This window comes from Alteromonas infernus (assembly GCF_902705815.1).
This window is the reverse complement of the sequence record NZ_CACSIG010000008.1, coordinates 54,982-80,004: the sequence shown is the minus strand read 5'-3', so window position 1 is coordinate 80,004 and position 25,023 is coordinate 54,982. Positions and strand designations below refer to the sequence as shown.

Sequence of the window (25,023 nt, the reverse complement as noted above, 5' to 3'; positions counted from 1 at the left end):
ATAGGTATACCCATGCAAAAAATAGTAATAGTTGGTGGCGGTGCTGGTGGTCTTGAATTAGCCAGTCGCTTAAGCCGCACCCTCGGGAGAAAGAAACAAGCTGAAATTACCCTTGTCGACCGCAGTCGAACCCATATATGGAAGCCCCTACTTCATGAAGTGGCAGCGGGTGTCATAGATAAACATTCAGACGGTGTGGATTACGCTATTCACGCTGCGGCCCATCACTATCGCTTTCAGTTAGGTGAGATGTGTTCCTTAAACGCAGACGCACAAACCATTTCCTTAGCACCATTAGTTGATGAAGAGGGAACCCAGGTTTTGCCCGAGCGGGAAGTTCACTATGACCAGTTAGTATTGGCTATTGGTAGCGTAAGTAATGACTTTGGCACACCGGGGGTGGCAGAGCATTGTTATTTTCTCGACTCGTTGAAGCAGGCAGAACGTTTTCATCGTGCCTTGCTTAACCAGCTTATTCGTATTAACCAACAAGAAGATAAAGACGCAAGATTTGAGGTTGCTATTGTCGGCGCAGGGGCAACCGGCACTGAGCTGGCGGCTCAACTTCACCATGTGGCAAACTTATCTAAAGCTTACGGCATGCCAGAGATGTCGGCATCCCGTTTAAAAATTACAATTGTTGAAGCAGGTGAACGTATCTTGCCGGCTTTGCCCGAGCGAATAGCGAACTCGGCACGAAAAGCGCTGCACAAGCTCGGTGTAGACATAAAAGAGCAAACCATGGTTGCCGAGGCAGATGCAAAAGGGCTGATTACCAAAGATGGCGGCCGTATTGATGCTGATCTCATGGTGTGGGCCGCCGGGGTTAAAGCGCCAGACTTCATAACACAATTAGACCTTTTTGAAACGAATCGCGCCAATCAAATTCTGGTCGACAAGCAATTGCGAAGCTCTACTAATAAGAATATCTGGGTGTTAGGCGACTGTTGTGGTTTCCAGCAAGAAAACGGTAAATGGGTTCCGCCACGCGCCCAGTCTGCGCACCAAATGGCAGATATTGTGGGGCATAATATAACTGCGTTATTTACCCAAAAAGAGACCAAGGTTTTCACCTATAAAGACTACGGCTCGCTAGTTCATTTGAGCAAGTACAGTACGGTGGGTAGCTTAATGGGGTCGTTATCTAACAGCAGTATGTTTATTGAAGGGCGTCTTGCAAAACTGGTCTATGTTTCGTTATACAACATGCATCAATTTGCAGTACATGGAAAAGTTAAAGGGGCGCTTAAGCTTCTGGTGAAAAAGTTAAGCCAAGCGATTAGCCCAAAACTCAAACTCCACTAATTGCGCATGAGCAGAAAAGCCCCGAGGACGGGGCTTTATTTTAATGTGAGTTTGTAAAAAAAAACGCTATTGCTCAACGCCTTCAACATGAAGCTCTAACTCAACGGTTTGTGACGCTGGGCCTAGATCATAATCAATACCATAGTCTTTAAGTGCAATGGTCGTTGTGCCCATAAAGCCTGCGCGGTAACCGCCCCATGGATCTTTACCTTCACCAATTTTTTTCGCTTCAATAGTGATAGGTTTTGTGACGCCATGCAGTGTGAAATCACCCATTACATCCATCGTTCCATCGCCTTTATCGACCACTTTTGTACTAACAAACTTAGCTTCTGGGTAGTCATCAGTATTTAAAAAGTCATCGCTTTTTAGGTGTTTATCACGCTCTGCGTGGTTAGAATCGATACTGTCTGTATCAATGGTCACCATGATTTTTGCTGCAGTTGGGGCATTGTCGTCGTAACTAAAGGTGCCTTTAAAATCGTTAAAGCGCCCGGTCAGCCAAGAGTAGCCTAAATGCTGAATTTTGAAGTTGATAGATGCGTGAGCACCTTTGCTATCAATTACATAATCTGCGGCCTGAGCAGTGCCAAGTGACAAAGCTGCAGCCAAGGCAAGTGTTAACTTCTTCATAATTTCTCCTATTTCCTTAAGTATCAACGAAGCCGTAACATCTGCTTCAGTGTGTCGTCTTTGCTTAAAAAGTGATGCTTTAATGCTGCTATGACATGTATCGTTGATAGAACAATAAGCGACCATGCAATATAAAAGTGAGCATCCCCCGCTATCACTTCTTGGTTCTCGAATAATTCCCCGAATGCAGGCACAGAAAACCAATTGAATACATCAATAGCTCTGCCATCGGCAGTCGAAATCAAATACCCGCTAATAAACAGTGCAATCATCAGCGTGTATAAAAGTGCGTGTCCAACGTGACTCAGTGTTTTCTCAACAGTATTACCGAACGATGGTGGACGTGAAGTTACTGCGCGCGCCATTAATCGAAGCGCGGTGATAGCAAATAACAGTAAGCCAACGCTCTTGTGCCAATGTGGGGCGGTTTTATACCAATCGCTGTAATAGGTGAGGTCGACCATCCACAACCCTGAAGCAAACATACCGATAACAATAAACGCACTTACCCAATGAAGAATGACGATACGTCGCGGCCACCTAAAATTCATGTTCGCTCCATTGGTAATAAGTTGCATTAAGTCTATTGCCATTCTTGCCAACTAAAAATCGCATAAAATGAAAGCATTTATTCTTTTTTTTTAGAACGATGCATCGGCGATTAAACCTTTAACACTCATTAAGCATTGAAAGCGCTGTCGTTTAGTGGTCGATATACTGCGCTAAACACCCCTGTTAAACGGGGCAAATGCGCTTATAGTTTAAAAAGGAAGTCACAAATGTGGCGTTTCATTATCAATTTTTTAGTACGCTGAGGTTTACGTATTGCACGCATCACGCGTTTTGTTGGCGTTAATTCTGCCAGCTTTATTTTCATCACTGGTTTCCATCTCCGCTCTAGGAGAAGGGCGGAGTGTACGAAATATAGCGGGGCAATCGCCCAGTGAAGCGGCGTTATCTGTGCTTGTTAATGAATGGGAAAATACCGTTCATGAGAGCGCAGGTGACGACATAGATGATGGGGTACCTGCACTTAATAGTATCAATGGTATTGAGAAATACCGCTTACTTGCACGGCGTATCGCTAATTCAAAGCACTATGTTAAACAGCGCGCGAATATTATAAGAGGCCCACCTTCTAACGCTTAATCAACAAGAAACCGTTTTATCACTTTTTGATTAGGAGAGAAGGTATGCACGCCTTAAATCTATATAAAACCGAAGCAATTGATACATTGGCATGGCCAGTTGTTGAAAACACCATTACCGTAAATTCATCAGCCATGGCGGTATTTACCGACTTCAAGCAACATTTACCCCACGTGATTGATGCGCGTACTCCGGCGACCAAAGTTGAGTCTATTATGCGGCAGTCTCACGTGCGTATGATGCTGGTGGTTAATAGCCACAACCGATTTATTGGTATAGTCACGAGTCATGATGTCAGTGAACAGCAGATCATAAAGCGTATTAGTGAACTTAAAGCGACACGCGAAGAGTTAACGGTGCACGACTTTATGCGCCCTAAAACGTCGCTAATGTCTTTTGACTTTACTGAACTGACCCATTCATCGGTAGGCGATGTTATTGAAACATTGAAAGACTATGGACAGCACCATTGCTTGGTGATGGACAGAGACACTCATGAAGTGCGTGGTGTTATCAGTGTAAGTGACATTGCCAGAGAGTTGCGCTTACCCCTAGATATTCAAGGGCGACCAACATTTGCTGAACTTATCACTATCCTCGCCGCTTAATTTTCATTTTTTTTAATACTGAACCATACTTTTACTGCGCATGTTGGGCATGCGCAGTAAAAAAGTTTATGCCCACCAGTAACACGGTTACGCCAATCTTTAGCAGAGGTTTACAAGCGTTTTTTAGGTAGCATGCTTATGGCGAATTCATTGTTACTGAATTTGATTGCTTCAAGTTGGTATGCATTTCGCTTTATCTCATATCAACTGTACAACCTTATGCGATGAAGCGAGGCAATACCATGAAGAGATCACTATTTCCTACCAGTGTTGTGACCAAAGCATTTACTTGGGCGTATCAAGAGTTGGGCTTAAATGTTAAACAAGCATCTGAAATACTAGGGATTTCTCCATCATCTCTAGCTCAAACTACCCTGCTAGGTTTTGAAAGCGGAACCACCGAGTACCGAAAGCAGCTCGCGTTCATCCGTATGTATCATTTACTCATTTCATTGTCAGATGGGGACAGTGAGCAAATGAAAGTGTGGTTTAGAAGCTATAATGTCAGCTTTGAGATGTCACCGTGTGATATGTGTAAGCAGTACGATGGAATTGAGTCTGTCGCCGACCAACTTCGCACGCTTAAACAATCTTCACAAGACCGAGAAAGCGCACTTACAGTCGTCGAATTTCCATATAAAGAGCGCGAAACCAGAGCAGGTTCTACCATTCACTAACCCCATAAGCAGGCCGTTTATCGGGCCTTAGCGTCGATAGCACAGATAAAGTCGGCACAAGCCTGTACTTGGGTTACGGGGATCATGTGCCCAGCATTAGGGAGTATCTGATACTCTGCTGCGTCGATAGCGTCCGTCACCGCATTAATGTGCTCACTGGGTTTTAAAATCGTATCTTTTTCGCCATATAAAACGCCTACGGGGCATTGAATTTCGCGATATCTTGTCTGTTGTTTATACAAGCTCCCCTGTGCTGACACCGTATCTCTACTTCCTTCGTAAAAGCTACGCGAATGAAGCGCTAGCAAACCGCCGCCTTCTACAGAGAATGAAGCGGGAACGGACTCGGGGTGGAATATTTGCGCTACCTGTTTACGGCCTAATCTAGCCCTAAGTGGGCTGGCAATAGTTTTTGCTACGCTACTGCGTACAAATTCATTAGGAATGTAAAGCACTGACAAAGGGCCTGCGCCCCCTTTTAATGGTGTAGTAAGTGGGCAAAGTAGTGAAACCGAAGTAATCTTACTTGGCGCATCGATGGCCATTCGCAGGGCAACACCCCCTCCCATTGAATGCCCTGCTACGCTTACACATTCAATTCCTTCCTTGTCCATCCACTCTAAAATCATTTTACTTTGTTGAGCGAAGCTTGCCGACGTCCCCTTATAACGGCTTGAAAACCCGCTACCAGGCCGGTCAATACTGTAAACCGTATAACGGTCAGCAAGGGTTTTTGCCAATTCGTTAAAGTTGTTACTATTGCCGAGTAAGCCGTGTATAAGCAAAAGAGACGGGCCGCTTCCTTGTTTCTGCCAGTGTATAATTCCGCCGGACACTGGCGTTAGTTTTCCTGCGGGTGTAAATGCAGATTCAATATTGCCATCCATTTTGGCAGTAAACCAAATAAGGCCCGCAAGGATACAAATGAAAACAAGTAGTGCAACAATCATGATGTATGTCCCATAATAGAGTGAAATTTAACCTAGCGGCTAACGCAAAGGGCGTCAAGTCAGCCATAGTGATAGAGCGCGATAACCCCAACAACAGCGGGTTAATGCAAAGCGTGTAAAGACAGCAAAATTTTAGGAACCAAGATGGAATTAAGAATTAGCCGCACTATTGCGATAGATGAGAGCGAAGCTGATCTGCAGGCTATTCGTGCGCAAGGGAGTGGTGGGCAGAATGTCAACAAAGTAAGTAGCGCCATTCATTTGCGGTTTGATATCCATGCCTCTTCTTTGCCCGAAAGATTGAAAGAAAAGCTGCTTCAAGCGAAAGATAAAAGGGTGACTAATGAAGGTGTTTTTGTGTTGAAAGCACAGAATTATCGTACCCAAGAGCAAAACAGAGAGGATGCTTTAGCGCGCTTAGTGGAATGGATAAAAGCAGCGACGATTGAACAAAAACCGCGTATAAAAACTAAGGTAAGCCGTGCGGCAAAAGCACGTCGGGTTGATGTAAAAAAACAACAGGGCGCAAAAAAATCAATGCGTAAGAAAGTGGAATTTTAGTCAAAACTAATCTAAAGTATGAGGCTCAAAAAAGGTCATTTCGCAAGACAACGGAAAATTCTTAAAACAATAAATGAATGTGTCTTGTGTTCATGCTAAATATTGGAACTTAGGGAAGCATACAAAGTGACGCGTTCGAACGTTATTCCTATGGTGCTATTTGCTGCCATAGTCATTTCGCTTGGGATTAACACACCGCAAGCTGCAAACGAGATCATCGCTCGTTTGTTCAATAAATCCATATCCAATACCGAGTTGCAACCATCGCAAGCTGATGTAGATCGTTTTCAATCTATTCTTACTGATAAGTCTGAAAAAGAAGTACGCACCATTTTAACTCAGCGTGCCCTTGGTAATAAAATTACAGAATCAGTGTTGGCTGACTTTGCAGACAAAAATGCCATAGAGCCAAATGAAGGCGAGGTGCAGTCAGCGTACTCGGTAATTAAGCTGTGGACAGTGGATCTGGACGGCAATAGTGAGTTTTTAGGTGAAGAGCTTGAGCGCTATCGTCTAGCTATGGCCCACGGTATGGCGAAAAGTTGGAAAGTTTCTAAAGCCTTGTACGAGGCGTATGGTGGCGACGTGGTTTTTCAGCAAGATAACCCGTTAACGCCGGTGGGCGCATACCAACAATTGTTTGAGCAATACCGCGAAAAGGGTGAGTTTGTTATCTATGATCCGGTATTCAAAGCAGCGTTTTGGAGCTCAGTTAAAATGAAATACGCCAAAACTTACGACCCAGACAATATTGATTTCTCACTTCCTTGGTGGGAAAAGAGCATGACTGCTGCAGAAAAATAAATTTTGAAAGCCCTGTTTTTACAGGGCTTTTTTTATTATTTCTAAAAAAAATTCTAAACTGCGGAATAAAGCCTTTTCTTCATTCGTTATCTCAGTGTCCTTTATGAAAAAACGGAGATAAACGGATGAAAAAGTTAAATACAGCAATTGCACTTGCTTTAGGTATTGCATCAACGTCAGTGATGGCTCAAGAAGCCGAAATTTCTTCGAATGCCTCAGTTAATGCATCAAGCTCTACCTCTTTATCACTAGCTACAAACTCAAGTGATGAAACGAGTAATCAGGCCTCTACGCAAAATAACGTATCAGCGTAGGGCTCAGCTAATGCTAATGGGCAAGCCACAACCGCTACTATGGAAAATGAAGCACCGTCTGAGCAAGAAGAGGCCGATAACACCACACAAGAGGCTGCACAAGCTTCATCGTCGAACGCCAGCCTGTTAGCCAATGGCGCACAGTCGCTGTCTACTGAAACCGCATCTAGCGTAACAGCAACGGCTGAAACCGCGCTAAACGGGACATTATCAACGGCAACTAATTCTGCAACATCGACGGCAGCCGCTGCGTCAGGAATGCTTACAAACAGTGTCTCTGGCTCACTTTCAACGCTAAATGCAAGTGGCGCTGCATCTAACGCGCTATCTTCTAACGTTAATGGTGCATTAGCGGGCACCGCACAAGGAACCGTTGCGGATACCGTTCAAAGTACGGTAGCTGGCTCAGTTGAAGGGGCAGTATCAAGCACCGCACAAGGAACCGTTGCGGATACCGTTCAAAGTACGGTGGCTGGCTCAGTTGAAGGGGCAGTATCAAGCACCGTCGAGCAAACGGTATCTACTACGGTTGAAGACGCGGTGACTACAACGGTTAATGAGAACGTTGCGTCAAGCATCTCAGGGGCGCTTGGTCTTTAGTACGGGATAACCACAACGGTTCACCTAAAGGAAAGACTTGAGTAACCTCAATGCGGCTTGCAAAGGTATTGACGCAAGCCGCAGCTTCGTAGGGGCTACGCAACGATTCGCTCTTTTGCGTTGTCACTCAAGTGATGCCAAGCCTATTCCACTCATGTTTCACCTTAGGTCTACTACATCACCAAAATCAGCTCCCATAGAACATTAATATTTATTTGTTGTAGGTAATGACGATGAAAAACCAATCTGCCCAATGCACACACATCAATAAACCAACGCTTGGCTCACACACAAATAGCACAATGCAAAAGCGAGTCTCCTTTATCGCAACAGCGGTTGCTTTATGCTGCAGCACAGCCTACGCCACCGTGATTTATGCTGAAGAAAAGGATGAGGAGCTGCGAGTTGCTGAAAGCGCCGCGGGCGATACCGGAAATCGTGCCGCGAGCGATATCGGAAATCGTGCCGCGAGCGATACCGGAAATCACGCCGCGAGCGACACAGATAAAAAAGCGGTAAATAATACCAACAAGCACAAAGCAGTATCACTGACAGCGTCAGGCTACGTGGGCTACCGTCACGATAGCAACGTGAGTGTCAGTGAGCTTGATACTAATTCAGATGTGGCTGATGAAGCGCTGCAAACTGAAGCGCAGTTAACGCTTACTGTAAAGCCAACGTCTAAGTGGCAAAGCGTACTGTCTGTGAGTCAAGCGAATACGAACTACCAAACACTGAGTGAGTTTGATCTTGGGCTGACTACGTTATCAGCAAATACCAGCTACGCTTTTGACTTTGCCAAACTCGGTGCTCACTATTACCACGCCAATGCCAAACTAGACGGTAATGATTTTCTAACCTATCAACAATATGGGCTGTCAGCAGGCAAACTATTTGGGCAAAACACCTACCTTCGACTAAGTACAGACCTTATCGACAAGCAGTTTGATAACCCGCCGGAAGACGCGCCTATCCGCGACAGCGATGCTGTGTCTTTGCGAAGCGACCTTTTCTACTTTTTTGAAGGTCAAGACTTTGTGCAGCTTACCGCTAGCAAATTGGACTCGCGTGGTGAGTATGACGGGCAATATCAAACAGCCTCAAGCGCAAAGTTAATGGAAGATGAGTTAGATAAAATGATGGCCTCTGCGCCATTAAACCGAGAGCAAGAAAAAGACGCAATTGAAGCAACTTGGCAATCTAAAAAGGCCAAAGGAGTAGATGATGAAAACTAAAATTATGTTCGTACTTGCGGTATTAGTCATGGCTGGGTGTGCGAATCAGCCTGATTACAGGCAGGCCCAGAAAGGTGGTTTTGGGTATACAGAAAGTAAACTCAGCGATACGCAATATCGCGTGCACTTTAAAGCGAAAGGGTCAGACAAGGGTAAAGCGATGGATTACGCTATGCTGCGCGCTGCCGAAGTTACTCTATTAGAGGGCTACGACTGGTTTGTAGTGACTGATCGGGAAACCCTCGTAGATAAAGAGACCGTGCAAACTACGCCCACGGCAGGTTTTAGTCAGCGTTACGCAAGAGTTACAGATTGTGGCGTACTAACGTGTCGTACCTCGTATCACCCTACTACGCAATTTGAAACTGGAGTATTTGTGGGTGGTTCACAAAAAAGTGAAATCGAAAGTATTTTGAGTATTGAATTAGGCAAAGGCACCCGCCCGTCATCGGCAACGAGTTTTGACGCTAGGGAAGTCCGCGATAACCTACAGCCGAAAACAGAAGAGTAAGCAAAAGGTTAGCGTTAAAAAGAAGCGGGCTTGCCCCCTTCTTAATATGCGCGAACGATAGGCAGTAAAAAGGGCCACAATATTCATGTTGCGGCCCTTTCTAATTTTAGCTTATTTCTAGCTCCCTTTACTTACCCTATATATCGGGCAGCGAATAGTCGAAGCTCCTCTTGCTAAAAGTTTAAGCGTAGGTGAGGCAATTAATTGAAATATGCATCCACTTCTTTCTCAGCTTCATCACGGCTTTTACCGTATTCTTGCTGAATTTTACCTACTAGTTCTTCACGGCGACCGTCAATAACATCTAGGTCATCATCGGTAAGCTTGCCCCATTTCTGTTGCACCTTACCTTTCATTTCTTTCCAATTACCTTCAATACGATCATTGTTCATAACGTGCTCTCCTTATCTAAACAATTGGCTAAAAAACTGGTCATAGAAAACCGGCCAGTTACTTTAACTGTAGCAAGTCATATTCCAATGTGTAGGCTTCTGAAATATAAAGATTTTTAATAAATTTAAGGGCGGAAGCTTAGGTGGTTTTATGCAGGATTTACAACGCATTGCAAACCCTACATGGGGCGAGACTAGTTTAATGTCTTGGCAAAAGCGTCACTATCCTGCTTTTTATCTATCTTATGCTGATCTTCACTGCGCCCTTTTTTCCAATAGCTACTAATATAGATATGCTCATGAGCCACTTCCTTATCATCTTTGAGCCAGGTTCTTATTGCCCTCATATCTGAAAACTCGCATGCTACCCATATGCTTGGCGTGCCGTCTAGCCAATCGAGCTCTGCAAGACACATTGGGAGTGATTGGGTATGTTCCCATATTACAAAGACGCCTTCAGGTTTACTTAGCGCAACCTTATCGTTTTCATCTTCAATTTGAATGACGGCGTACCCTTTTGCGTTTGATGGAAGTTCGGCAAGGTGGTTTCGAATACTTGGCAGTGCGGTCATATCGCCGGCGAGTAAAACCCAGTCATAGTGGTCGTTTAGGCCTTTGCTAGTGCCAGGGCCTGCCAACGTAATGGTATCTCCAGGCTGGGTTGAAACAGCCCATGCTGAGGCGGGGCCAGTAATACCATTGTCGGCATGCATAACCATATCAATTACCATTTCTGGTTTTGTCGCGTCAAAGCTGGCAACGGTGTAAGTACGCATGGCAACTTTACTCATTTCTGTAGGGTGCGGTAACGGGTTCCCGTTAAGATCAAACATAAGCTTTACATACGCGCCCGCTGATACAGAGGGAAAGGTGCGTAAGTCGTCACCACTTAAATAAACCCGCTGCATAGTGGGGGTTATACGAACAGATTTGGTCACTGTAGCTTGACGTGGTTGCGGTTTAGCCATTCACTTCTCCTTTAAACTAGAAAAGTTATTTTATTTGTTAATGATTCTCATTACCATATCTAAAGGTGGAACGAAAAAGAATATTAAATTCGGGTTTATCGATTGATAGAAGGAAATACTAATAGGCTTGGGAGTAAACTCGAGACAAAGAAAAAGGGGCATGAAGCCCCTTAAAAAACCACAACATAACTTGGAAAACACATTTACACACCACAAAGACGCACACTCAACGACTTCATGTATAAGATAAGATAGCCTAAATCACAAAAGGTTCCGCTTAATTAAAAATAAAAGGTAAAAAAAATAAATACCTTTCGTATTTGTAAAAAAAGCGGACCCCAAATGGGTATAGCCAAGCCCTTGCTATTGCACTACTTATTAGTAGATTGTTTGACGTGCCTAAGCGTGATGAAAGTCATGCAGGCCGTTACCGCTAATAAAAGCGATGCCGCTGCAAAAGGGTAAGCGATATTTATTTGGTAGATAAATGCGGCGAACGGAGGCCCTACGATATAGCCCATGGCGGTCGTTGCCGTAATCAGACCCGTGATCCTAGCTTGTTGTCCGGGCGCACAAAAGGTGGTTGCCGCAGCGGCAAGTGACGGATAGGCCATACCCATACCTAAGCCCATCAGAGCCATAGCCAAGTACAAAATAGTCAGTGAATGTTGTAGAAATAGAAGTAAATAAGCAAGAGCTAGTAAAGGTAAGGCAAGGGTAATCATGGTTTCTTTACTTATTCGCCCTTTTTGTACCCATCCAAATTGCACGGTAAGTGAAGTAGCAGCACTCACCATCATAGCAAAGCCAACCTGTTGGGCTGCATCTACAGGGGTAAAATGATAGTAATCAATGAAGAAGAACCCCAGGGACTGTTGCATCATTGCCATGGCGCAAAACACACAAATACACGCCGCCACAAATATATACGGAACGATAGTTTTTGCTTCTTCATCGCGTTTCAGATCAGCAGATGTCTTTTGTGCACCTAAGGGCGGAAGGTCGGGGAGCTTAAAATAAACAAGCGTCAGTGCTAACAGCGTTAACAGCACGATACTGTATAAGGGGGCGAGTAGGCCAAAACTCACCAGCAGTCCAGCGTAAGCGGGGCCGATTATTTGGCCTACGTTACTTGCGGAGGTAACCTTACTGATGGCGCTCACACGTGTTTCGGGTGTGCTTATTGCTATGGCATAGCCCACCGCCGAAGGGGGCGTGGCAGACATAATAGTTGATTGCATGCTGCGACTTATCAACAAGGCAAGAAATAAGTTAGTGCCGCTTATTAACCCTGAAAACCCTGCCATCCAAGCGCTTGCGAATGCAAACGTACCTAAGCTATAGCCGGTAAGGCCTACCATAAGAATACGCTTAAACCCTGCTCTTTTGGACACTTTGCTCCATACATTGGTACCAAAGGCGAAAATAAATGCTGAACTCGACATAATCGTTGCGATGTGAAATTCAGTAAGATTTGCTTCACGGCCCATAGATGGCAGGGTGGTAAGCATAACGCTTTGCCCCACAGACGTGGCAAGTAAGGCGCAAAAAAGCACTTTAAAAACAAGGGTGGAAGACGGTGGCAGTGGCACGCTATCGGCTCTTAAAATAAGGCTATAGAACCCGAGTATTCTATCATAAGTACAGATAAAAAAAATGCCCGCCAAAGGCGGGCCAAAATCAGAGGTATGTAAAGGCCGGGATGGGCCTTTGAGGGGAGAGGGTAGTCGTCGAGTGACAACTCACTAATAACGTCGACGACATTACCAGTGTCCTCACTATGGTTCTGCCGAAACAACACACATGTATTTCAACAAATCCAAATAGGGTCAACAATCCCTTGCTGCACGAGACATCACTGTCAGTGCTTACGATGTAGGTACTCCTGAACTTGTTTGCAATCCCTATGAAACAAGTGCGATGCATCCTGCGAGTTTATCTAGGTTTTCTTTTACCTAACCTCATCATCGACCAGCAAATAACGAACCTTCAACAGTCATCCTAAAGCTATAATACTGACGTTTCCGTTTATCCTTGGCGACCATTCCATGCACTTCCTATGTCGTCACCTTCAGTATTTTTTCACTTACGCAGTTTGGCCTCTCCGTCGCTAAAGCCTTCCTGGCTACAAGCTGCGCTCTATCATTATCCGTTAGTCTAATGTATGCGTGATCTGTGCCAAATAACTAGATTAGGATTAAAATTGTTTAATATTTTGTTTTTAAAAGTTTTTTTGCGTAGGGTGGGAAGTGTGAGCTGAGTGAAGGTCACGAGAACGCAAATGACAGTGTATTTTTTTCACATCAGGTTGTATGAAATTACAAACAGGTAAATACGACTATTTTGTCTCTACCGGTTTCTTTAGCTTCGTAAAGCGCGCCGTCGGTTTTCTCTAAAACAGAAGAAATGCTTTGCGCTTCTGTAAGTAATAAGACACCCGCTGAAAAAGTGAGTTTGATTTCCAACCTAGTGCTTTAATAGAAGCGTCTTTCAGTGATTGACTGAAGGTTTCAAGATGCTTAACGGTCTCGCTTACATCGACACCTTGAAAGATAAAAAGAAACTCTTCGCCACCTAGCCGTCCCATATCAACACTCGCCGAGAAGTTTTGCTTTGCTGTAGCAGCGAAGAGTTTTAGCGCATCGTCGCCCACACAATGGCCATACTTATCATTAATAGTTTTAAAAAGGTCGATATCTAACATTGCCACTGCGCATTTATTGCTTTTATGCGGTAATTCATTCATACGAGCTTCAAGTAGCTCTATCGTCTTACCCCTGTTGAACAAGCGAGTTAATGAATCCGTGGTGGCGATTTTCTCCAACTTTCTTTGATAGCGCATACGCTTTCCTAAGGCATATAAATAATTCCATTCATGGCGTTTGGGGCTCGGCTGCTGTGAAGCGAGGAGTAACTTTAAACGCGCCATTTCTTTCTCTGGCGCGCGATGCAGTGCCTTTATGCCTGCAATGACATCGTCATTAGGCGCTGAATTGAGTGATGGCAATGCAAGGGTTGATGGACTTGATATAAAAATAGCTACAATCAATAGTTTGATAAGTAGCCTAAACTTCGTCATCGGTACGCAATCCTTTAGCATGTATCTTTCTTCAATAACAACTATAGGTCATTTTTGCGCGTTAGAAAGAATTTATAAAAACTCATTTTGTATAAGGTGACTATTCAGCCAGCGGTGGTAGACGTATCAAGGTGTTTAACATAAACGCCACAACATTATTCTCTTAGCCGTACATTGCGTAAAGCACGTAGAGCGTATCTTGAAAGTCAGCGAATGAGAATCCGCTGACTCGCTATTTCTGGTGTTGTTACCAAGAGCCGTACATTGGGTTGGGAAGAATGAAAATCTCTGTGCCCACCCGAGGCATGAGCGTCTCAACATTGGCAGACTCTTGGGTTACGCCGCCCACGTCTTCAATGTTGTCGCCAATTTGCATGATAATAGTGTGAGGCGCTGCCCAGGTTGATGCCGTGTCTGTCGACGTATTTGAACAAGTGATCTTGCCTTGGGTGAGCTGCATTCTTCGCAAGTCTTTGTCATTAACCATACCTTCTTGGCCCACCGCTTCTTTGTCTTCAGCAGTTCGGCCGACAACACACGTATTGCTGACGGTAAGCGGCAAACCATGCGCCAAGAGGTTATTCCACGTGTGGTTATCAAGCTGCTTGTTACGATTCGTAATAAGCGCAACCTTGCCATTTCGCTGAATAACCTCGTCGATAAAATCAGCGACACCAGGAACCAATGTTGCTTCTTCACGTTTTACCCAATCAGCCCAGCTTTTTGAAGAATACCCCAAGCCGGCACTTTCCCGTTCTTTTTGGTAGGTGCTGTTGTCTAGTACGGTTTCATCAACATCCATGACTACAACGTCGCCATTCTCAAAACGCGTAGGAAGCGCTGCAATAGCTTGGTTATACACAAAGCTTGAAAGAACAGGGTACTCTTTGCTGCTAGTCTGATAAACCACGGCGTTTGAAAGGGTATGCGCTTTTTCACCAGCAAGCGGGGTTGATGCTGTAGACGAGCACGCCGCGATAGCTGATACTGCAGCGCTGATGCACACTGCTTTACTGATATCAGAGAGTTTGTCTAAAGATAACAATGGTTATTTTCCTTTTATCGTTTCTTCTGCCTACCGGTTTCAACACCCAAATTATGCCTGAATTTATCGATGTACTGAGCTTGATATTTCAGCAACGGCGTTGTGTGCACGCAGACTTTCTTGATGTTCTACTTTTACACGAAAATGGGGTGCTTGGTAATACGTACTTAACGCTCCAAGCAGTCGCCTTACCGAATCCTCCGCGCCAAAAGATTTATGCAAAATCCAGCAAATCAGTACCGAAGAAGTTATCGATGATACAGCGCCATTCACCACTCGCATCTTTTTGTAAGACATAAACGGCCCGTTTGCCCTCGCAGGGTAGGGCGTTGGGCGTGGCTTTGGGAACAAGATAAAGCTTGGCGATCACTAGCGCCACATCACCGGCTTGTATAACCCGCTCATCCCCTGTTGTGACAAAATGTTCGGGCATAAACTTCTTTTGAAATTTAAGTAGGGCGTCAATGCAGTCGCGTTGACTGGCATGTTGATGATTATCTGTCGACATGGGGGTGGCTACCACTTTTGCGTCGTTAGCATAATATTGGGATAAGGCGTCTTGATCGCCACGGTTTACTGCGTCGTGAAGCTGCTGTAATACGTGAGATATTGGATTGTTCATGGCTGTCGTTCCGTTTTTTAACCGCAAGACGAGCCAATAAAAAACCCGCCTTTGCGGCGGGTTTAGTGAATTCTATTTACGCACTAGCTAACCCGCCCATTCCTTAGAATAGCGAGAATAATAATCAGCGCAGACGCTGAGAAAGCAGTATGTATATTAGTGTTTTTAGGCATAGTGGTTAAAAACAGTGTGCTGCTAGTGAGTATTTAATGACCTGAGTATCCTGCGCACGAAAAAGAAAGTCAACGTGTTTTTCAGGTGAATAAAATAGACCCGTTTGGCTTGGTGGTTAAGCGGTGAGAATTGGGTTTGATGCTAGTTTAGGCTTCAAATATGGTAATGCGAATAGTGGAGCCTAGCTTTAAACAGTCACAAATATCTTTATCAGTAAAGCCACTGTCATGGAGAATTTGCCTAGCAACAAGCTTGGCATCTTTTGTACTATCCCTATTACTCAATATTTGAAGTGCTTTGTTTAAGTAGTTAACTGAAGGCATGATAACAACCTTATATACCACACTTTGTTGCTGATTATTAATTGAACGAATAAAGGTGGCATTGTGATCACGAAAACGTCGTAAAGGCATCACAAATTATGATGGAGTTCAAATCTTGGATTTACTTTATAACTGGTTAACGGCTAATGGCGCGTTGTCGATGTCAACGTCGGTGGTGCTTGTTGTTTTGTCGTTCTTTACATCAATGATGACCGCAACGTTGGGTATTGGCGGCGGGGTGTTATTACTGGCAGTAATGGCTGGTACTATGCCGGTTAGCGCACTGATCCCCGTTCACGGTCTGGTACAGCTTGGTTCAAACGGAAACCGAGCACTGATGACGGTGAAGCATATCGACTGGCGTATGCTGAAGTATTTTTCTTTGGGCGCAATCGCTGGTGCTTTCTTGGCATCGTTTATTGTGATTCAACTGCCGCTGGTTGTTATTCAATTTGCAGTCGCGGTATTTATTTTGTTTCTAGTGTGGGGGAGCAAACCTAAAGCACAAGAAATGAGACCCGCGGGAAGGACGCTGGCGGGGTTGGTGACCACCTTGGTTTCAATGTTTGTAGGAGCGACAGGGCCTTTAGTGGCGGCATTTGTACACCGAAATAACTACAGTAAAATGCAGATAACCGGCACCTTAGCCAGCTGCATGACACTCCAACATGGCCTTAAAGCATTTGTCTTTACTTTCGTGGGTTTTTCCTTTGCACAGTGGGCTGGGCTTGTCATTGCAATGATCGTCAGTGGCGCACTTGGCACGTTTTTAGGGCTCAAAGTGTTAAAGCGTGTGCCGGCTGAGAAGTTTATGCTGACGTTCAAAATCGTGGTGACGCTATTAGCCCTACGTCTTTTATGGCAGGCTACAGAGAGCTTACTTTAATTGAAAAAACGAGAGCTTAAGAGGCCTGCCTCTTAAGCTCAATAAGTTCTGTCATTTACAGTTTATCGCTTTCTTTCCACTATTTAGAAACGATAGCTCAAAGACAAATGCCACTCGCGCCCAGCACCGGGCACCCGCTCACCTACTTCTACACCAGCATTCATTACGCGGTTAATTCCGGCTGTATGTGGGGCATACTGTTTGTCAAACAGGTTATGAATACTGGCCGTAAGCTGAAGATTTGTGTGCGCATTATCAAAAAGTGCTAAAAGCCCAGAGATATGAAATAAACCATAACCTGCAGTCGATGCTTCATCTTGCAGTGCTGAAACATGATTTTGTGCGCCGACTAACTCAGATGTAAGCTGCATTTGAAGTGGCGCATCAAATACCTGAGTATTCCATTGAACTGTTGTTGTTAAATGCTCTGGCGCAATGCGGAACAAAGCATCGTCAATGTCATCACGGTTACCATGCTGGACGGTTGCTACTGCTTGCACACTCAAGCTATCGGTAAGCTGGCCTTGTATTGTCATGTCGGCACCCTTGATAACAGCATCGGTATTCGTCCACTGAAACGGCTCAGTACCAGCCATCATAGAAGACACCATGTTTGCCGCCATATTCGTACTAGGTGAGCCGGTGATGTAATCCTCTATATCTTGGTAGAAAAGTCGGGGTGATATGGTCCAACTTTCATAGTTGTAATCAATTCCTACCTCTATTTTGCGCGCGGTCTCATTTTCTAATTCAAGGTTGCCAATGTAATTAAATCCGTCGGCCATACCCCCGGAAATGCCAAGCGGTAGCCAGGTGTAGCGCTCGAAATAGGTTGGATCGCGATTTTTCTGAGAAATACCAATTACGATATCAAGCGATTCGCTCGCATGGTATCGGGTGGTAGCGGCCAGATCTAACATGTTGTAGTTTTCGTCACGCTCAGCAGCATTAAAATTACTGACTAACGTAGCAATTGCTGGATTCATCATCACCATGTAAGAACCCGCTTCTCCAGCATCCATAGTAGTAAAGGTGTATCGCGCACCATAAGTAGACGAATAGGCTTCTGTATTTACTGTCCACTGGGCATAAACACTCGCGGTATCTCTTTTTGCATTAGTAAAATTATCGACAAAGAACATACCGTTGTTGGGGTTAGTAATTACAGAATTGTTTCGGCTGTGATGTAGGTAAGCGCCAAATTCAAGCTCGCCACTATTTAACGGCGTCACGTACTTGGCATCCAACCCTTGAGCAATAGCGTCAGCGTTGTTTTCGCGGACCATGCTCTCAGACATCACCATGCGCTGGGAAAAGTTATCCATGGCATGTTGGTTACTGTTGCCAAACCAATTTATAGCAAAGTATTCAGACTCCCCAGCGTTGTAGCGATAACCGACCCGGTACCATGCAGCATCGATGAAACCTATATCCATAGCGAGGGCGGGCGTACCGCTTTCATTCGTATTTAGCCGTTGGTAGCTGGCGTCGAATTGGTGTTTTCCCCATTCATAGCCAAGTCTAAATTTACCGCCATTTCGCTGATAATAGCTGTTGGGTATAACGATGTTATTACCAGACTCTCGTTCGTCACGCTGCTGATGCATAAACGCGCCACTAAAGAAAGCCTGGTCCGTTTTGTAAAGTACATTGCCCTGATACTGTTGCCCGCTACCCGGGCCAATTAAGCTTGCATTTACACTGCCAGTAATGCCGCTTCCTAAGGCAAAAAGAGATGCCGCATTGGCGCTAATACGCAGTTTGCCGCCTAGCGTTTGTACGCCAGTACTCACCGGTATAATACCGCGATATAAAGTAGCGGTAAGCCCAGGCTCTGGCAGTACGTGAGATAATGGCGAGTCCATTGAGTTGGGGCCAGCGCCTGTTATGTCGACGCCGTCGATGGATACGCCGACTCTATTGCCAAACAAGCCTCGATATTGAATGAGGCCTGTAACCGGGCCGTTTCGCGAGATAGAAACTCCGGGCAGTAGTGCTAACTGATCGCCAAAATCAGCGTCTATGTTGGTTGCGGCAGTTACCGCTTCTCGCTCTATTTCCTTCACATCATCATTAAGCGAAGAACCAATCACTGTAATCACTTCTGTTGAAGCGCTATCAATGAACTCAGATGTGTTTGCATAAACGTGTGCAGATGTGCAGGCAGCTGTAACAGCGAATGCCAATAAAGAATACTCCATAACAATTCCATTAAATAAACGAACTATATGCACGGCTAAACCATGCGTGTTAAGTGTGTTTTAGGTGTTGTTATGCGAGAGGTGGGGCGCGGCCTAGCGGCGCCGCAAAGGCAAAAGATGTGTAGGGCGCTGCTGCAAGGCGAGACGCTAAGGCGCGATAGCGCACAAGCGATATCACTACCCATGCATCTGCGGGTACGTTGTCAATATGAGGGAGGTCGGCCAACGTGCCGTTGGTACAGTCTACGTGCTCAACAGGCGCTTTTAGTAGCTCGGGGCTTATAAATACAAATTCACCTTCAAGCTCTGTTGCACTTACCGATATATAACGCATGGTTTTGCCAGTACAGATAAGTTCAATATCATCGCTCACGAACCCACGGGCATGCTGCATAGTATGCGAAGCAAGGCCTATTGCTAATGCATTTTGCAAGAGCATACAAAGGCAGAGTGTTAAGGCTGTCAGGCGTTTATTCGACATTATTTATCTTTTTACGGAGCGCATTTTTATCATAGCGTGCTATGGACGAATATTTCCATATTTTAATTAAGTTCTTTAACACCGGCTTTTTTTAGTTTTCGGTAAAGCGTGCGGGTACTCACGCCTAGTGCGTCTGCGAGGCTGTTTATATCGCCTTTAAAGGTGCTTGCTACCTGAGCAAGATAAGTGTCTTCTACCTCGTTCAGAGTCATAATATCCTTGCCAAGATTAACTCCGTTTGTTGTTAGTGGGTATTGATCATTTCTACCCTCCATTGAAGCGTTATCCTCGCCGATGAACTCGTCTAACACGGGGAGGTCCGACTCGTAGATCACGGGCTCATCGGCAAGTAATACTGCTTGATCAACGATATTGCGCAACTCGCGAATATTGCCCGGAAAGGCGTAGCTGCTTAATTTTTCGAGGGCTTTTTTATGGAAACGCTTTTTCTCGTGGGACTGGGCTAAAAAATGCGCTGCAATCAGTGCAATATCTGACTTTCTTTCTCGTAAGGACGGAAGATTGATAGGGAAGCCGGCTATTCGATAGTAAAGGTCACGCCTGAATTCCCCCTTTTCTACCATTTGCTTTAAATTTTTATGCGATGCGCACACCAACCGAAAATTGGCTTTCTTCGAGATCACGCTTCCCACAGGGCGGTAAGTTTGGGTTTCAAAAAGCCTTAGCAGCTTCACCTGCATGGCAAGTGGAATATCGCCTACTTCGTCGAAAAATAGAGTGCCACCCTCAGCCGCCTCTACCAGTCCTTTTTTATTGGTGGTTGCGCCCGTAAACGCTCCTTTTTCATAGCCGAATAACTCGCTTTCAAGTAAAGCATCAGACAACCCAGTGCATTCAATAACAACGAAGGTTTTTTCAGCCCGATGGCTACTTGAGTGCAGTGCTTGGGAAACCAGTTCTTTACCGGTTCCGGTTTCACCAAAAAGTAAAACGGATATATCTGAGTTCGCAGCGCGGTTAATTTTATTCAGCATCGTTTTAAATGCCTCTGACTCGCCAATCATTTTTCCAGCAGAGGGGCGGTTAGACGCAAAGGCAAGCTTATCTAGAATCTCCAGATAACCTATTAAATCCCCGTGACCGTCGAAGATTGGGCGCATCAGAATGTCGCAGTAGCTTTGGCCCTCGCTGGTGGTATGTATATGAACTACGCTTGAAGCTCTACCAGTCTTTCTGCTTTCCTGCATAGGGCACTGCTCGCCGCATTGGTCACAGGGCTTATTGTTTCGATGAGATACCTGATAACAGGTGCTATACCCGAGCTTTATATCGACAGGGTAAGTATCTCTGTAAGGCGCATTGACCGCCTCAATAATGTAATTTTGATTGATGAAAATAGCGGGCTTGTCTATTGCATCTATCATTGCTTGTACAATTGATATGTTCATTGTCAGCGTATTAGTTAATGCTACTTTTATCCTGCCAACTTAACATATTGGCATAGAGCTTGTTCATTGTTTTAGTTGAATCACAATGTCTGAGTGCCAATACTTCAGTCAATAGGAGAGTTACACAATGAAAAAAAGCATCTTTTTAATTGCGTTAGGGTTAGCCGTAAGCGCCGGGTGCCCTTTCGCTAATGCACAAAACGATGAGCTGGCTGACAGCGAAGTACAAACAAAAGTGAAGCAGGCAAGAGTTCACGCTAAAGCCCTTGGTGGAGCGCTTAAATCTAGGCTAAAACAGGCAATTCAGTCTGGCGGTTTGGAAGCGGGTGTAGAAGAGTGCAAGTTGGCCGCCGAGCCTATCGCCGAGGGGCTTAGCCAAAATGGGTGGGAGGTAGGACGTACTGCACTTAAAGTGAGAAACCCGAATAACGCGCCAGACGAGTGGGAGCGCGAGCAACTAGCGCTTTTTGCCTCTCTATTGGAAAAGACTAAGCTAGAGGAAAAACAGCCGTCTACGCCTATAGATACTTATAAGTATGACAGTGACAGTGGCGAATTCCGGTACATGATGGCTATTCAACAAGGCCAGGTTTGTATGGCGTGCCACGGCGCCCAAGTTGCACCTTCAGTAAAGGAAACCATTTTAAAGCATTACCCTAAAGATGAGGCCACTGGGTTTGAACTTGGTGAATTGCGCGGCGCGTTCACGCTGACCTATTCGCCGCAGTAACTTAAGTTAATTTTGCATCAGCTAAAGCAAAAGCTCTTTTCTCAACCGTTTTAAACAACGATACAACGTCCCCGTCTCCTTTTTATTTGTGTCAATTTTGTCGCCAATAGTGACAAAATTGGCGCAAGATTCATATTAGATCCTTGCGATGGATCAAAGTGCGCAACTTTTCGCCATGGAATAATTGTCCTGCACAGTACGAATAGACTGTCATTCATCAGCTGTTGGTTCAGATTAACGAGAAAAGTGATGAATGGCATAAACCGTGCTCTAGCTGTGTTGAATGTTCATGTGATAACCACTGAATAACCAATAAATTCACTTAAGGTCAAGCGCTTATCGCGCACGAGAGACGAGGGAGATAACCCATGAGCGATACGTTAATAGAACTATCGCGGTGGCAATTTGCATTAACTGCGATGTTCCACTTTATTTTTGTACCCTTAACACTAGGGCTAAGCTTTCTACTTGCCATTATGGAGTCAGTTTATGTAATGACAGGTAAAGAGATATACAAGCAAATGACCCAGTTTTGGGGAAAGCTGTTTGGTATTAACTTTGCTATCGGCGTAGCCACAGGCTTAACCATGGAATTCCAGTTCGGCATGAACTGGTCATACTATTCCCACTATGTCGGCGATATCTTTGGCGCGCCTCTGGCTATTGAAGGGCTGATGGCCTTCTTCTTGGAGTCTACCTTCGTGGGCCTGTTCTTTTTTGGCTGGGACAAAATGTCTAAGGTGAAGCACCTTATGGCTACTTGGTTAGTTGCCATTGGTTCTAACTTCTCAGCGCTTTGGATCCTAATCGCTAATGGCTGGATGCAGTACCCGGTAGGCGCTGAATTCAACTTTGAAGCTATGCGTATGGAAATGACCAGCTTCGCAGACGTTATTTTTAATCCGGTAGCACAGGTTAAGTTCGTTCATACGGTTTCAGCAGGCTACGTGACCGGTGCCATGTTTGTATTGGCAATTTCTAGCTACTATCTACTGAATCACAAGCATATTGCGTTTGCCCGTCGTTCGTTTGCGATTGCAGCTAGCTTTGGCTTAGCGGCTACCTTGTCAGTTATTGTTTTAGGTGATGAAAGTGGCTATGAACTAGGTGACGTGCAAAAAGTGAAATTAGCTGCAGTTGAAGCTGAATATGAGACGCATCCCGCGCCAGCACCCTTCACTGTTTTTGGTATACCTAACGATGAAAAAGAAGAAACCGAATACGCCCTTCAAATTCCCTGGGCAATGGGCATTATCGCAACACGCTCGTTAACCGAAGAAGTGAAAGGTATTAAGGATCTTAAAGAAGAGAATCGCGAGCGTATTTTAAGCGGCATCAAAGCTTATGAAGTGCTTGATGACGTAAGAAATGGTACCGCAACGGCTGAGCAGCGCGCCGCATTTGAAGCCAACAAAGACAGTCTTGGTTATGCAATGCTGCTTGAACCCTATACTGACGATGTTTCAAACCCATCAGAAACGGCAATTCAACAAGCTGTTGATTATAGCATTCCACCGGTGGCCCCGCTATTTTGGAGCTTCCGCATCATGGTTGCTGCAGGTTTTATTATGCTAGCACTTTTCTTATGTGCTTTTTACTACAGCACAAAACACAAAATCACCAAGCCTCGCTGGCTATTAAAAGGTGCACTGTATGGCCTACCACTTCCATGGGTTGCGTGTGAAGCAGGCTGGTTCGTTGCTGAGTATGGTCGTCAACCATGGTCTATCGCAGAAGTATTGCCAGTGCATACCTCGGTGTCTAACTTGGCAATTAGTGACGTGGTAATCACCATTATAGCCTACACCGTTTTCTACACAGCAATGTTCATCATTGGCTTTTACCTAATGAAAAAATTCGCGAAGAAAGGTCCTGTGCCTCCGGAAGATACAAAGACTGAAACTGAACTCGACCTTATTGACCTTGATGAGCAAGGAGCAAAAGCATGATTGATTATGAACTGTTACGCGTCATTTGGTGGTGCTTAGTTGGCGTGCTGCTGATTGGTTTTGCCGTCACTGACGGCTTCGATTTAGGGGTGGGCGCACTGCTTACCCTCATCGGAAAAAATGACAAAGAACGTCGCGTGATGATTAACACCGTCGGGCCTCACTGGGACGGAAACCAAGTGTGGTTTATTACGGCTGGTGGCGCCATTTTTGCGGCGTGGCCAATGATTTATGCTACCGCGTTTTCAGGTTTTTACCTTGCTTTAGCATTGACGTTAATTGCTCTATGGATGCGTCCTATTGGTTTTGATTACCGCAGTAAACTCCCAAACCCACAGTGGCGCAAAGCGTGGGACTGGGCGTTGTTTGCTGGTGGCATCATTCCTTCGCTCATATTTGGTGTGGCGTTCGGTAACCTGCTGCTAGGTGTGCCCTTTGAATTAGATAACACGCTTAAGTCAACGTATACAGGGTCATTCTTTGGTCTTTTAACACCGTTTGCTTTAGTGAGTGGCCTACTTTCAGTCGCTATATTGCTAAACCACGGTGCAACCTGGCTACAAATGAAAACCGATGGCTTTATTGAAGTTAGAGCCCGCGCCGTGTCAGTAATATTAAGTCTGGTAGGCGTTGCATTGTTTGTCATTGCAGGTTTTTGGGTAGCATTTGGTTTAGATGGCTTTGTCATCACCTCATCAATTGACACCATTGCTACATCGAACCCGCTTAAGAAAGAGGTAGCTATTGAAGCGGGCGCTTGGATGAGCAATTACAGCAAATATCCTTTCATGGTGATAGCACCTGTATTAGGTGTAGTAGCTGGCCTTGCCTGCGCGTTCTTCTCTAAGAAGGGAAATGCAGGTATGGCGTTTGTGTCAAGCGCACTATTTATCACAGGCGTAATTTTAACAGCGGGCTTCTCAATGTTCCCGTTCTTAATGCCAAGTATCACCATGCCAGAAGCTAGCCTTACGGTATGGGATGCAACGTCTAGCCATATGACGCTAAACGTTATGTTCATCGTTGCCTGTATCTTTGTGCCTATTGTACTGAGCTACACTGCCTATAGTTTTTATGTGATGCGCGGTCGTATCAAAAACGACGACCTCGACCAATCTCACACTATCTATTAAGGAGATATTTATGTGGTATTTCGCTTGGATATTAGGTGTTTTACTGGCGTGCTCTTTCGGCATTATTAATGCGATGTGGTTGGAAGCAACGGAAAACATGGATAGACCCGAAGACCAAGAGTAGAAGTGGAGGTAGGCTGGCCGCAAGAACACGCCGTGAACCCATCCGTGGGGGCTTCGCAGCGGCATCCCTGCCGCTGAGAGTTCTTGCAGCCAGTCCACCACCACTTCGAAGAGAAAGTGAAAAAGAAGCGCGGAATTATTGAGAGGTGGAGGAGGGCTTT

At 45.1% G+C, this 25,023-nt stretch carries 29 protein-coding genes; 15 read left to right on the top strand and 14 right to left on the bottom strand.

Annotated features, from left to right (window positions below; all coding sequences use genetic code 11):
- Positions 1-12 precede the first annotated feature (12 nt).
- Positions 13-1,305: an NAD(P)/FAD-dependent oxidoreductase gene (locus ACX5J7_RS02245; RefSeq protein ID WP_020744501.1), complete on the top strand. Its 1,293-nt coding sequence runs from the start codon at positions 13-15 to the stop codon at positions 1,303-1,305.
- A gap of 66 nt (positions 1,306-1,371) precedes the next feature.
- On the opposite strand, the gene ACX5J7_RS02240 is transcribed toward ACX5J7_RS02245, so the two are convergent.
- Positions 1,372-1,938: a YceI family protein gene (locus ACX5J7_RS02240; protein WP_012519999.1), complete on the bottom strand. Its 567-nt coding sequence runs from the start codon at positions 1,936-1,938 to the stop codon at positions 1,372-1,374.
- A gap of 23 nt (positions 1,939-1,961) precedes the next feature.
- Positions 1,962-2,489 carry a cytochrome b gene (locus ACX5J7_RS02235; protein ID WP_043959934.1) on the bottom strand — a complete coding sequence of 176 codons (528 nt, stop codon included), beginning with the start codon at positions 2,487-2,489 and terminating at the stop codon, positions 1,962-1,964.
- Positions 2,490-2,763: 274 nt separating this feature from the next.
- Here ACX5J7_RS02235 and ACX5J7_RS02230 point away from each other — a divergent pair, with 274 nt between their 5' ends.
- From ACX5J7_RS02230 to ACX5J7_RS02220, 3 genes are all read left to right on the top strand, one after another.
- Positions 2,764-3,087 (top strand): hypothetical protein, encoded by a 324-nt coding sequence (locus tag ACX5J7_RS02230; RefSeq protein ID WP_020744498.1) that lies wholly within the window; start codon positions 2,764-2,766, stop codon positions 3,085-3,087.
- A 44-nt stretch (positions 3,088-3,131) separates the two neighbouring features.
- The gene (locus ACX5J7_RS02225) at positions 3,132-3,695 is read left to right on the top strand and encodes a CBS domain-containing protein (RefSeq protein WP_015068397.1); all 564 of its coding nucleotides are present in this window, start codon (positions 3,132-3,134) and stop codon (positions 3,693-3,695) included.
- Between the two features lie 242 nt (positions 3,696-3,937).
- Positions 3,938-4,372 (top strand): hypothetical protein, encoded by a 435-nt coding sequence (locus ACX5J7_RS02220; protein ID WP_020744497.1) that lies wholly within the window; start codon positions 3,938-3,940, stop codon positions 4,370-4,372.
- A gap of 17 nt (positions 4,373-4,389) precedes the next feature.
- Here ACX5J7_RS02220 and ACX5J7_RS02215 read toward each other — a convergent pair whose 3' ends face one another.
- On the bottom strand, positions 4,390-5,322 hold the full coding sequence (locus tag ACX5J7_RS02215; protein WP_498705940.1) for an alpha/beta fold hydrolase: 933 nt from the start codon (positions 5,320-5,322) through the stop codon (positions 4,390-4,392).
- A 144-nt stretch (positions 5,323-5,466) separates the two neighbouring features.
- On the opposite strand from ACX5J7_RS02215, the gene arfB reads away from it, so the two are divergent.
- The 6 genes from arfB (at position 5,467) to ACX5J7_RS02185 (ending at position 9,347) form a co-directional block, all read left to right on the top strand.
- Positions 5,467-5,883: an alternative ribosome rescue aminoacyl-tRNA hydrolase ArfB gene (arfB, locus tag ACX5J7_RS02210; RefSeq protein WP_020744495.1), complete on the top strand. Its 417-nt coding sequence runs from the start codon at positions 5,467-5,469 to the stop codon at positions 5,881-5,883.
- A gap of 126 nt (positions 5,884-6,009) precedes the next feature.
- Positions 6,010-6,687 (top strand): hypothetical protein, encoded by a 678-nt coding sequence (locus ACX5J7_RS02205; RefSeq protein WP_015068393.1) that lies wholly within the window; start codon positions 6,010-6,012, stop codon positions 6,685-6,687.
- Positions 6,688-6,812: 125 nt separating this feature from the next.
- Positions 6,813-7,001 carry a hypothetical protein gene (locus tag ACX5J7_RS02200; RefSeq protein ID WP_498705937.1) on the top strand — a complete coding sequence of 63 codons (189 nt, stop codon included), beginning with the start codon at positions 6,813-6,815 and terminating at the stop codon, positions 6,999-7,001.
- A 39-nt stretch (positions 7,002-7,040) separates the two neighbouring features.
- The gene (locus tag ACX5J7_RS02195; RefSeq protein WP_498705935.1) at positions 7,041-7,601 is read left to right on the top strand and encodes a hypothetical protein; all 561 of its coding nucleotides are present in this window, start codon (positions 7,041-7,043) and stop codon (positions 7,599-7,601) included.
- A gap of 233 nt (positions 7,602-7,834) precedes the next feature.
- A complete protein-coding gene (locus tag ACX5J7_RS02190; protein ID WP_498705933.1) occupies positions 7,835-8,836 on the top strand; it encodes a hypothetical protein in 1,002 nt (333 codons plus the stop codon).
- A complete protein-coding gene (locus tag ACX5J7_RS02185) occupies positions 8,826-9,347 on the top strand; it encodes a CC0125/CC1285 family lipoprotein (RefSeq protein ID WP_024017167.1) in 522 nt (173 codons plus the stop codon). The genes ACX5J7_RS02190 and ACX5J7_RS02185 overlap by 11 nt, the downstream gene beginning before the upstream one ends.
- A gap of 200 nt (positions 9,348-9,547) precedes the next feature.
- Here the strand turns inward: ACX5J7_RS02185 and ACX5J7_RS02180 are convergent, their stop codons facing one another.
- The 8 genes from ACX5J7_RS02180 to ACX5J7_RS02145 form a co-directional block, all read right to left on the bottom strand.
- A complete protein-coding gene (locus tag ACX5J7_RS02180; protein WP_012519989.1) occupies positions 9,548-9,739 on the bottom strand; it encodes a CsbD family protein in 192 nt (63 codons plus the stop codon).
- Positions 9,740-9,933: 194 nt separating this feature from the next.
- Positions 9,934-10,707, bottom strand: a complete 774-nt coding sequence (locus ACX5J7_RS02175) for a siderophore-interacting protein (RefSeq protein WP_024017166.1) — start codon at positions 10,705-10,707, stop codon at positions 9,934-9,936.
- 371 nt (positions 10,708-11,078) lie between these two features.
- Positions 11,079-12,299 carry an MFS transporter gene (locus ACX5J7_RS02170; RefSeq protein WP_024017165.1) on the bottom strand — a complete coding sequence of 407 codons (1,221 nt, stop codon included), beginning with the start codon at positions 12,297-12,299 and terminating at the stop codon, positions 11,079-11,081.
- A gap of 800 nt (positions 12,300-13,099) precedes the next feature.
- Complete coding sequence (locus ACX5J7_RS02165; RefSeq protein WP_498705931.1) at positions 13,100-13,786, bottom strand: GGDEF domain-containing protein; 687 nt, start codon at positions 13,784-13,786, stop codon at positions 13,100-13,102.
- Between the two features lie 247 nt (positions 13,787-14,033).
- The gene (locus tag ACX5J7_RS02160; RefSeq protein ID WP_474371852.1) at positions 14,034-14,831 is read right to left on the bottom strand and encodes an HAD family acid phosphatase; all 798 of its coding nucleotides are present in this window, start codon (positions 14,829-14,831) and stop codon (positions 14,034-14,036) included.
- Positions 14,832-14,894: 63 nt separating this feature from the next.
- Entirely contained in the window at positions 14,895-15,113 is a 219-nt protein-coding gene (locus ACX5J7_RS02155; protein ID WP_278383470.1) for a GTP cyclohydrolase, FolE2/MptA family, read from the bottom strand.
- Positions 15,046-15,453 carry a YybH family protein gene (locus ACX5J7_RS02150; RefSeq protein WP_024017163.1) on the bottom strand — a complete coding sequence of 136 codons (408 nt, stop codon included), beginning with the start codon at positions 15,451-15,453 and terminating at the stop codon, positions 15,046-15,048. Before ACX5J7_RS02150 ends, ACX5J7_RS02155 begins: the two co-directional genes overlap by 68 nt.
- Before the next feature lie 320 nt (positions 15,454-15,773).
- On the bottom strand, positions 15,774-15,950 hold the full coding sequence (locus ACX5J7_RS02145; RefSeq protein ID WP_167539669.1) for a hypothetical protein: 177 nt from the start codon (positions 15,948-15,950) through the stop codon (positions 15,774-15,776).
- A gap of 115 nt (positions 15,951-16,065) precedes the next feature.
- Between ACX5J7_RS02145 and ACX5J7_RS02140 the strand changes: the two genes are divergently transcribed.
- Complete coding sequence (locus ACX5J7_RS02140) at positions 16,066-16,836, top strand: sulfite exporter TauE/SafE family protein (RefSeq protein ID WP_333970010.1); 771 nt, start codon at positions 16,066-16,068, stop codon at positions 16,834-16,836.
- Between the two features lie 83 nt (positions 16,837-16,919).
- Here the strand turns inward: ACX5J7_RS02140 and ACX5J7_RS02135 are convergent, their stop codons facing one another.
- The 3 genes from ACX5J7_RS02135 to ACX5J7_RS02125 form a co-directional block, all read right to left on the bottom strand.
- The gene (locus ACX5J7_RS02135) at positions 16,920-19,037 is read right to left on the bottom strand and encodes a TonB-dependent receptor (protein ID WP_498705929.1); all 2,118 of its coding nucleotides are present in this window, start codon (positions 19,035-19,037) and stop codon (positions 16,920-16,922) included.
- A gap of 70 nt (positions 19,038-19,107) precedes the next feature.
- Complete coding sequence (locus tag ACX5J7_RS02130) at positions 19,108-19,518, bottom strand: hypothetical protein (RefSeq protein WP_012519980.1); 411 nt, start codon at positions 19,516-19,518, stop codon at positions 19,108-19,110.
- A gap of 62 nt (positions 19,519-19,580) precedes the next feature.
- Positions 19,581-20,903: a sigma-54 interaction domain-containing protein gene (locus ACX5J7_RS02125; RefSeq protein WP_498706142.1), complete on the bottom strand. Its 1,323-nt coding sequence runs from the start codon at positions 20,901-20,903 to the stop codon at positions 19,581-19,583.
- Positions 20,904-21,054: 151 nt separating this feature from the next.
- Here ACX5J7_RS02125 and ACX5J7_RS02120 point away from each other — a divergent pair, with 151 nt between their 5' ends.
- From ACX5J7_RS02120 to cydX, 4 genes are all read left to right on the top strand, one after another.
- Positions 21,055-21,657 carry a Tll0287-like domain-containing protein gene (locus ACX5J7_RS02120; RefSeq protein WP_278384551.1) on the top strand — a complete coding sequence of 201 codons (603 nt, stop codon included), beginning with the start codon at positions 21,055-21,057 and terminating at the stop codon, positions 21,655-21,657.
- Between the two features lie 368 nt (positions 21,658-22,025).
- A complete protein-coding gene (locus tag ACX5J7_RS02115) occupies positions 22,026-23,606 on the top strand; it encodes a cytochrome ubiquinol oxidase subunit I (protein WP_020744488.1) in 1,581 nt (526 codons plus the stop codon).
- Positions 23,603-24,739: a cytochrome d ubiquinol oxidase subunit II gene (cydB, locus tag ACX5J7_RS02110; protein ID WP_012519976.1), complete on the top strand. Its 1,137-nt coding sequence runs from the start codon at positions 23,603-23,605 to the stop codon at positions 24,737-24,739. Before ACX5J7_RS02115 ends, cydB begins: the two co-directional genes overlap by 4 nt.
- A gap of 10 nt (positions 24,740-24,749) precedes the next feature.
- Positions 24,750-24,863: a cytochrome bd-I oxidase subunit CydX gene (gene cydX, locus ACX5J7_RS02105; RefSeq protein ID WP_012519975.1), complete on the top strand. Its 114-nt coding sequence runs from the start codon at positions 24,750-24,752 to the stop codon at positions 24,861-24,863.
- Positions 24,864-25,023: the final 160 nt, after the last annotated feature.

Bases quoted from the DNA above. Each gene is read 5' to 3' on its own strand.
- cydX (WP_012519975.1), top strand. From the start codon at position 24,750: ATGTGGTATTTCGCTTGGATATTAGGTGTTTTACTGGCGTGCTCTTTC.
- ACX5J7_RS02215 (WP_498705940.1), bottom strand. From the start codon at position 5,322: ATGATTGTTGCACTACTTGTTTTCATTTGTATCCTTGCGGGCCTTATT.
- ACX5J7_RS02115 (WP_020744488.1), top strand. From the start codon at position 22,026: ATGAGCGATACGTTAATAGAACTATCGCGGTGGCAATTTGCATTAACT.
- ACX5J7_RS02145 (WP_167539669.1), bottom strand. From the start codon at position 15,950: ATGCCTTCAGTTAACTACTTAAACAAAGCACTTCAAATATTGAGTAAT.
- ACX5J7_RS02155 (WP_278383470.1), bottom strand. From the start codon at position 15,113: ATGCGAGTGGTGAATGGCGCTGTATCATCGATAACTTCTTCGGTACTG.
- ACX5J7_RS02185 (WP_024017167.1), top strand. From the start codon at position 8,826: ATGAAAACTAAAATTATGTTCGTACTTGCGGTATTAGTCATGGCTGGG.
- ACX5J7_RS02125 (WP_498706142.1), bottom strand. From the start codon at position 20,903: ATGATAGATGCAATAGACAAGCCCGCTATTTTCATCAATCAAAATTAC.
- ACX5J7_RS02225 (WP_015068397.1), top strand. From the start codon at position 3,132: ATGCACGCCTTAAATCTATATAAAACCGAAGCAATTGATACATTGGCA.
- ACX5J7_RS02245 (WP_020744501.1), top strand. From the start codon at position 13: ATGCAAAAAATAGTAATAGTTGGTGGCGGTGCTGGTGGTCTTGAATTA.
- ACX5J7_RS02120 (WP_278384551.1), top strand. From the start codon at position 21,055: ATGAAAAAAAGCATCTTTTTAATTGCGTTAGGGTTAGCCGTAAGCGCC.
- ACX5J7_RS02135 (WP_498705929.1), bottom strand. From the start codon at position 19,037: ATGGAGTATTCTTTATTGGCATTCGCTGTTACAGCTGCCTGCACATCT.
- ACX5J7_RS02130 (WP_012519980.1), bottom strand. From the start codon at position 19,518: ATGTCGAATAAACGCCTGACAGCCTTAACACTCTGCCTTTGTATGCTC.
- ACX5J7_RS02220 (WP_020744497.1), top strand. From the start codon at position 3,938: ATGAAGAGATCACTATTTCCTACCAGTGTTGTGACCAAAGCATTTACT.
- ACX5J7_RS02150 (WP_024017163.1), bottom strand. From the start codon at position 15,453: ATGAACAATCCAATATCTCACGTATTACAGCAGCTTCACGACGCAGTA.
- ACX5J7_RS02240 (WP_012519999.1), bottom strand. From the start codon at position 1,938: ATGAAGAAGTTAACACTTGCCTTGGCTGCAGCTTTGTCACTTGGCACT.
- ACX5J7_RS02190 (WP_498705933.1), top strand. From the start codon at position 7,835: ATGAAAAACCAATCTGCCCAATGCACACACATCAATAAACCAACGCTT.
- arfB (WP_020744495.1), top strand. From the start codon at position 5,467: ATGGAATTAAGAATTAGCCGCACTATTGCGATAGATGAGAGCGAAGCT.
- ACX5J7_RS02175 (WP_024017166.1), bottom strand. From the start codon at position 10,707: ATGGCTAAACCGCAACCACGTCAAGCTACAGTGACCAAATCTGTTCGT.
- ACX5J7_RS02235 (WP_043959934.1), bottom strand. From the start codon at position 2,489: ATGAATTTTAGGTGGCCGCGACGTATCGTCATTCTTCATTGGGTAAGT.
- ACX5J7_RS02180 (WP_012519989.1), bottom strand. From the start codon at position 9,739: ATGAACAATGATCGTATTGAAGGTAATTGGAAAGAAATGAAAGGTAAG.
- cydB (WP_012519976.1), top strand. From the start codon at position 23,603: ATGATTGATTATGAACTGTTACGCGTCATTTGGTGGTGCTTAGTTGGC.
- ACX5J7_RS02165 (WP_498705931.1), bottom strand. From the start codon at position 13,786: ATGACGAAGTTTAGGCTACTTATCAAACTATTGATTGTAGCTATTTTT.
- ACX5J7_RS02195 (WP_498705935.1), top strand. From the start codon at position 7,041: ATGGAAAATGAAGCACCGTCTGAGCAAGAAGAGGCCGATAACACCACA.
- ACX5J7_RS02200 (WP_498705937.1), top strand. From the start codon at position 6,813: ATGAAAAAGTTAAATACAGCAATTGCACTTGCTTTAGGTATTGCATCA.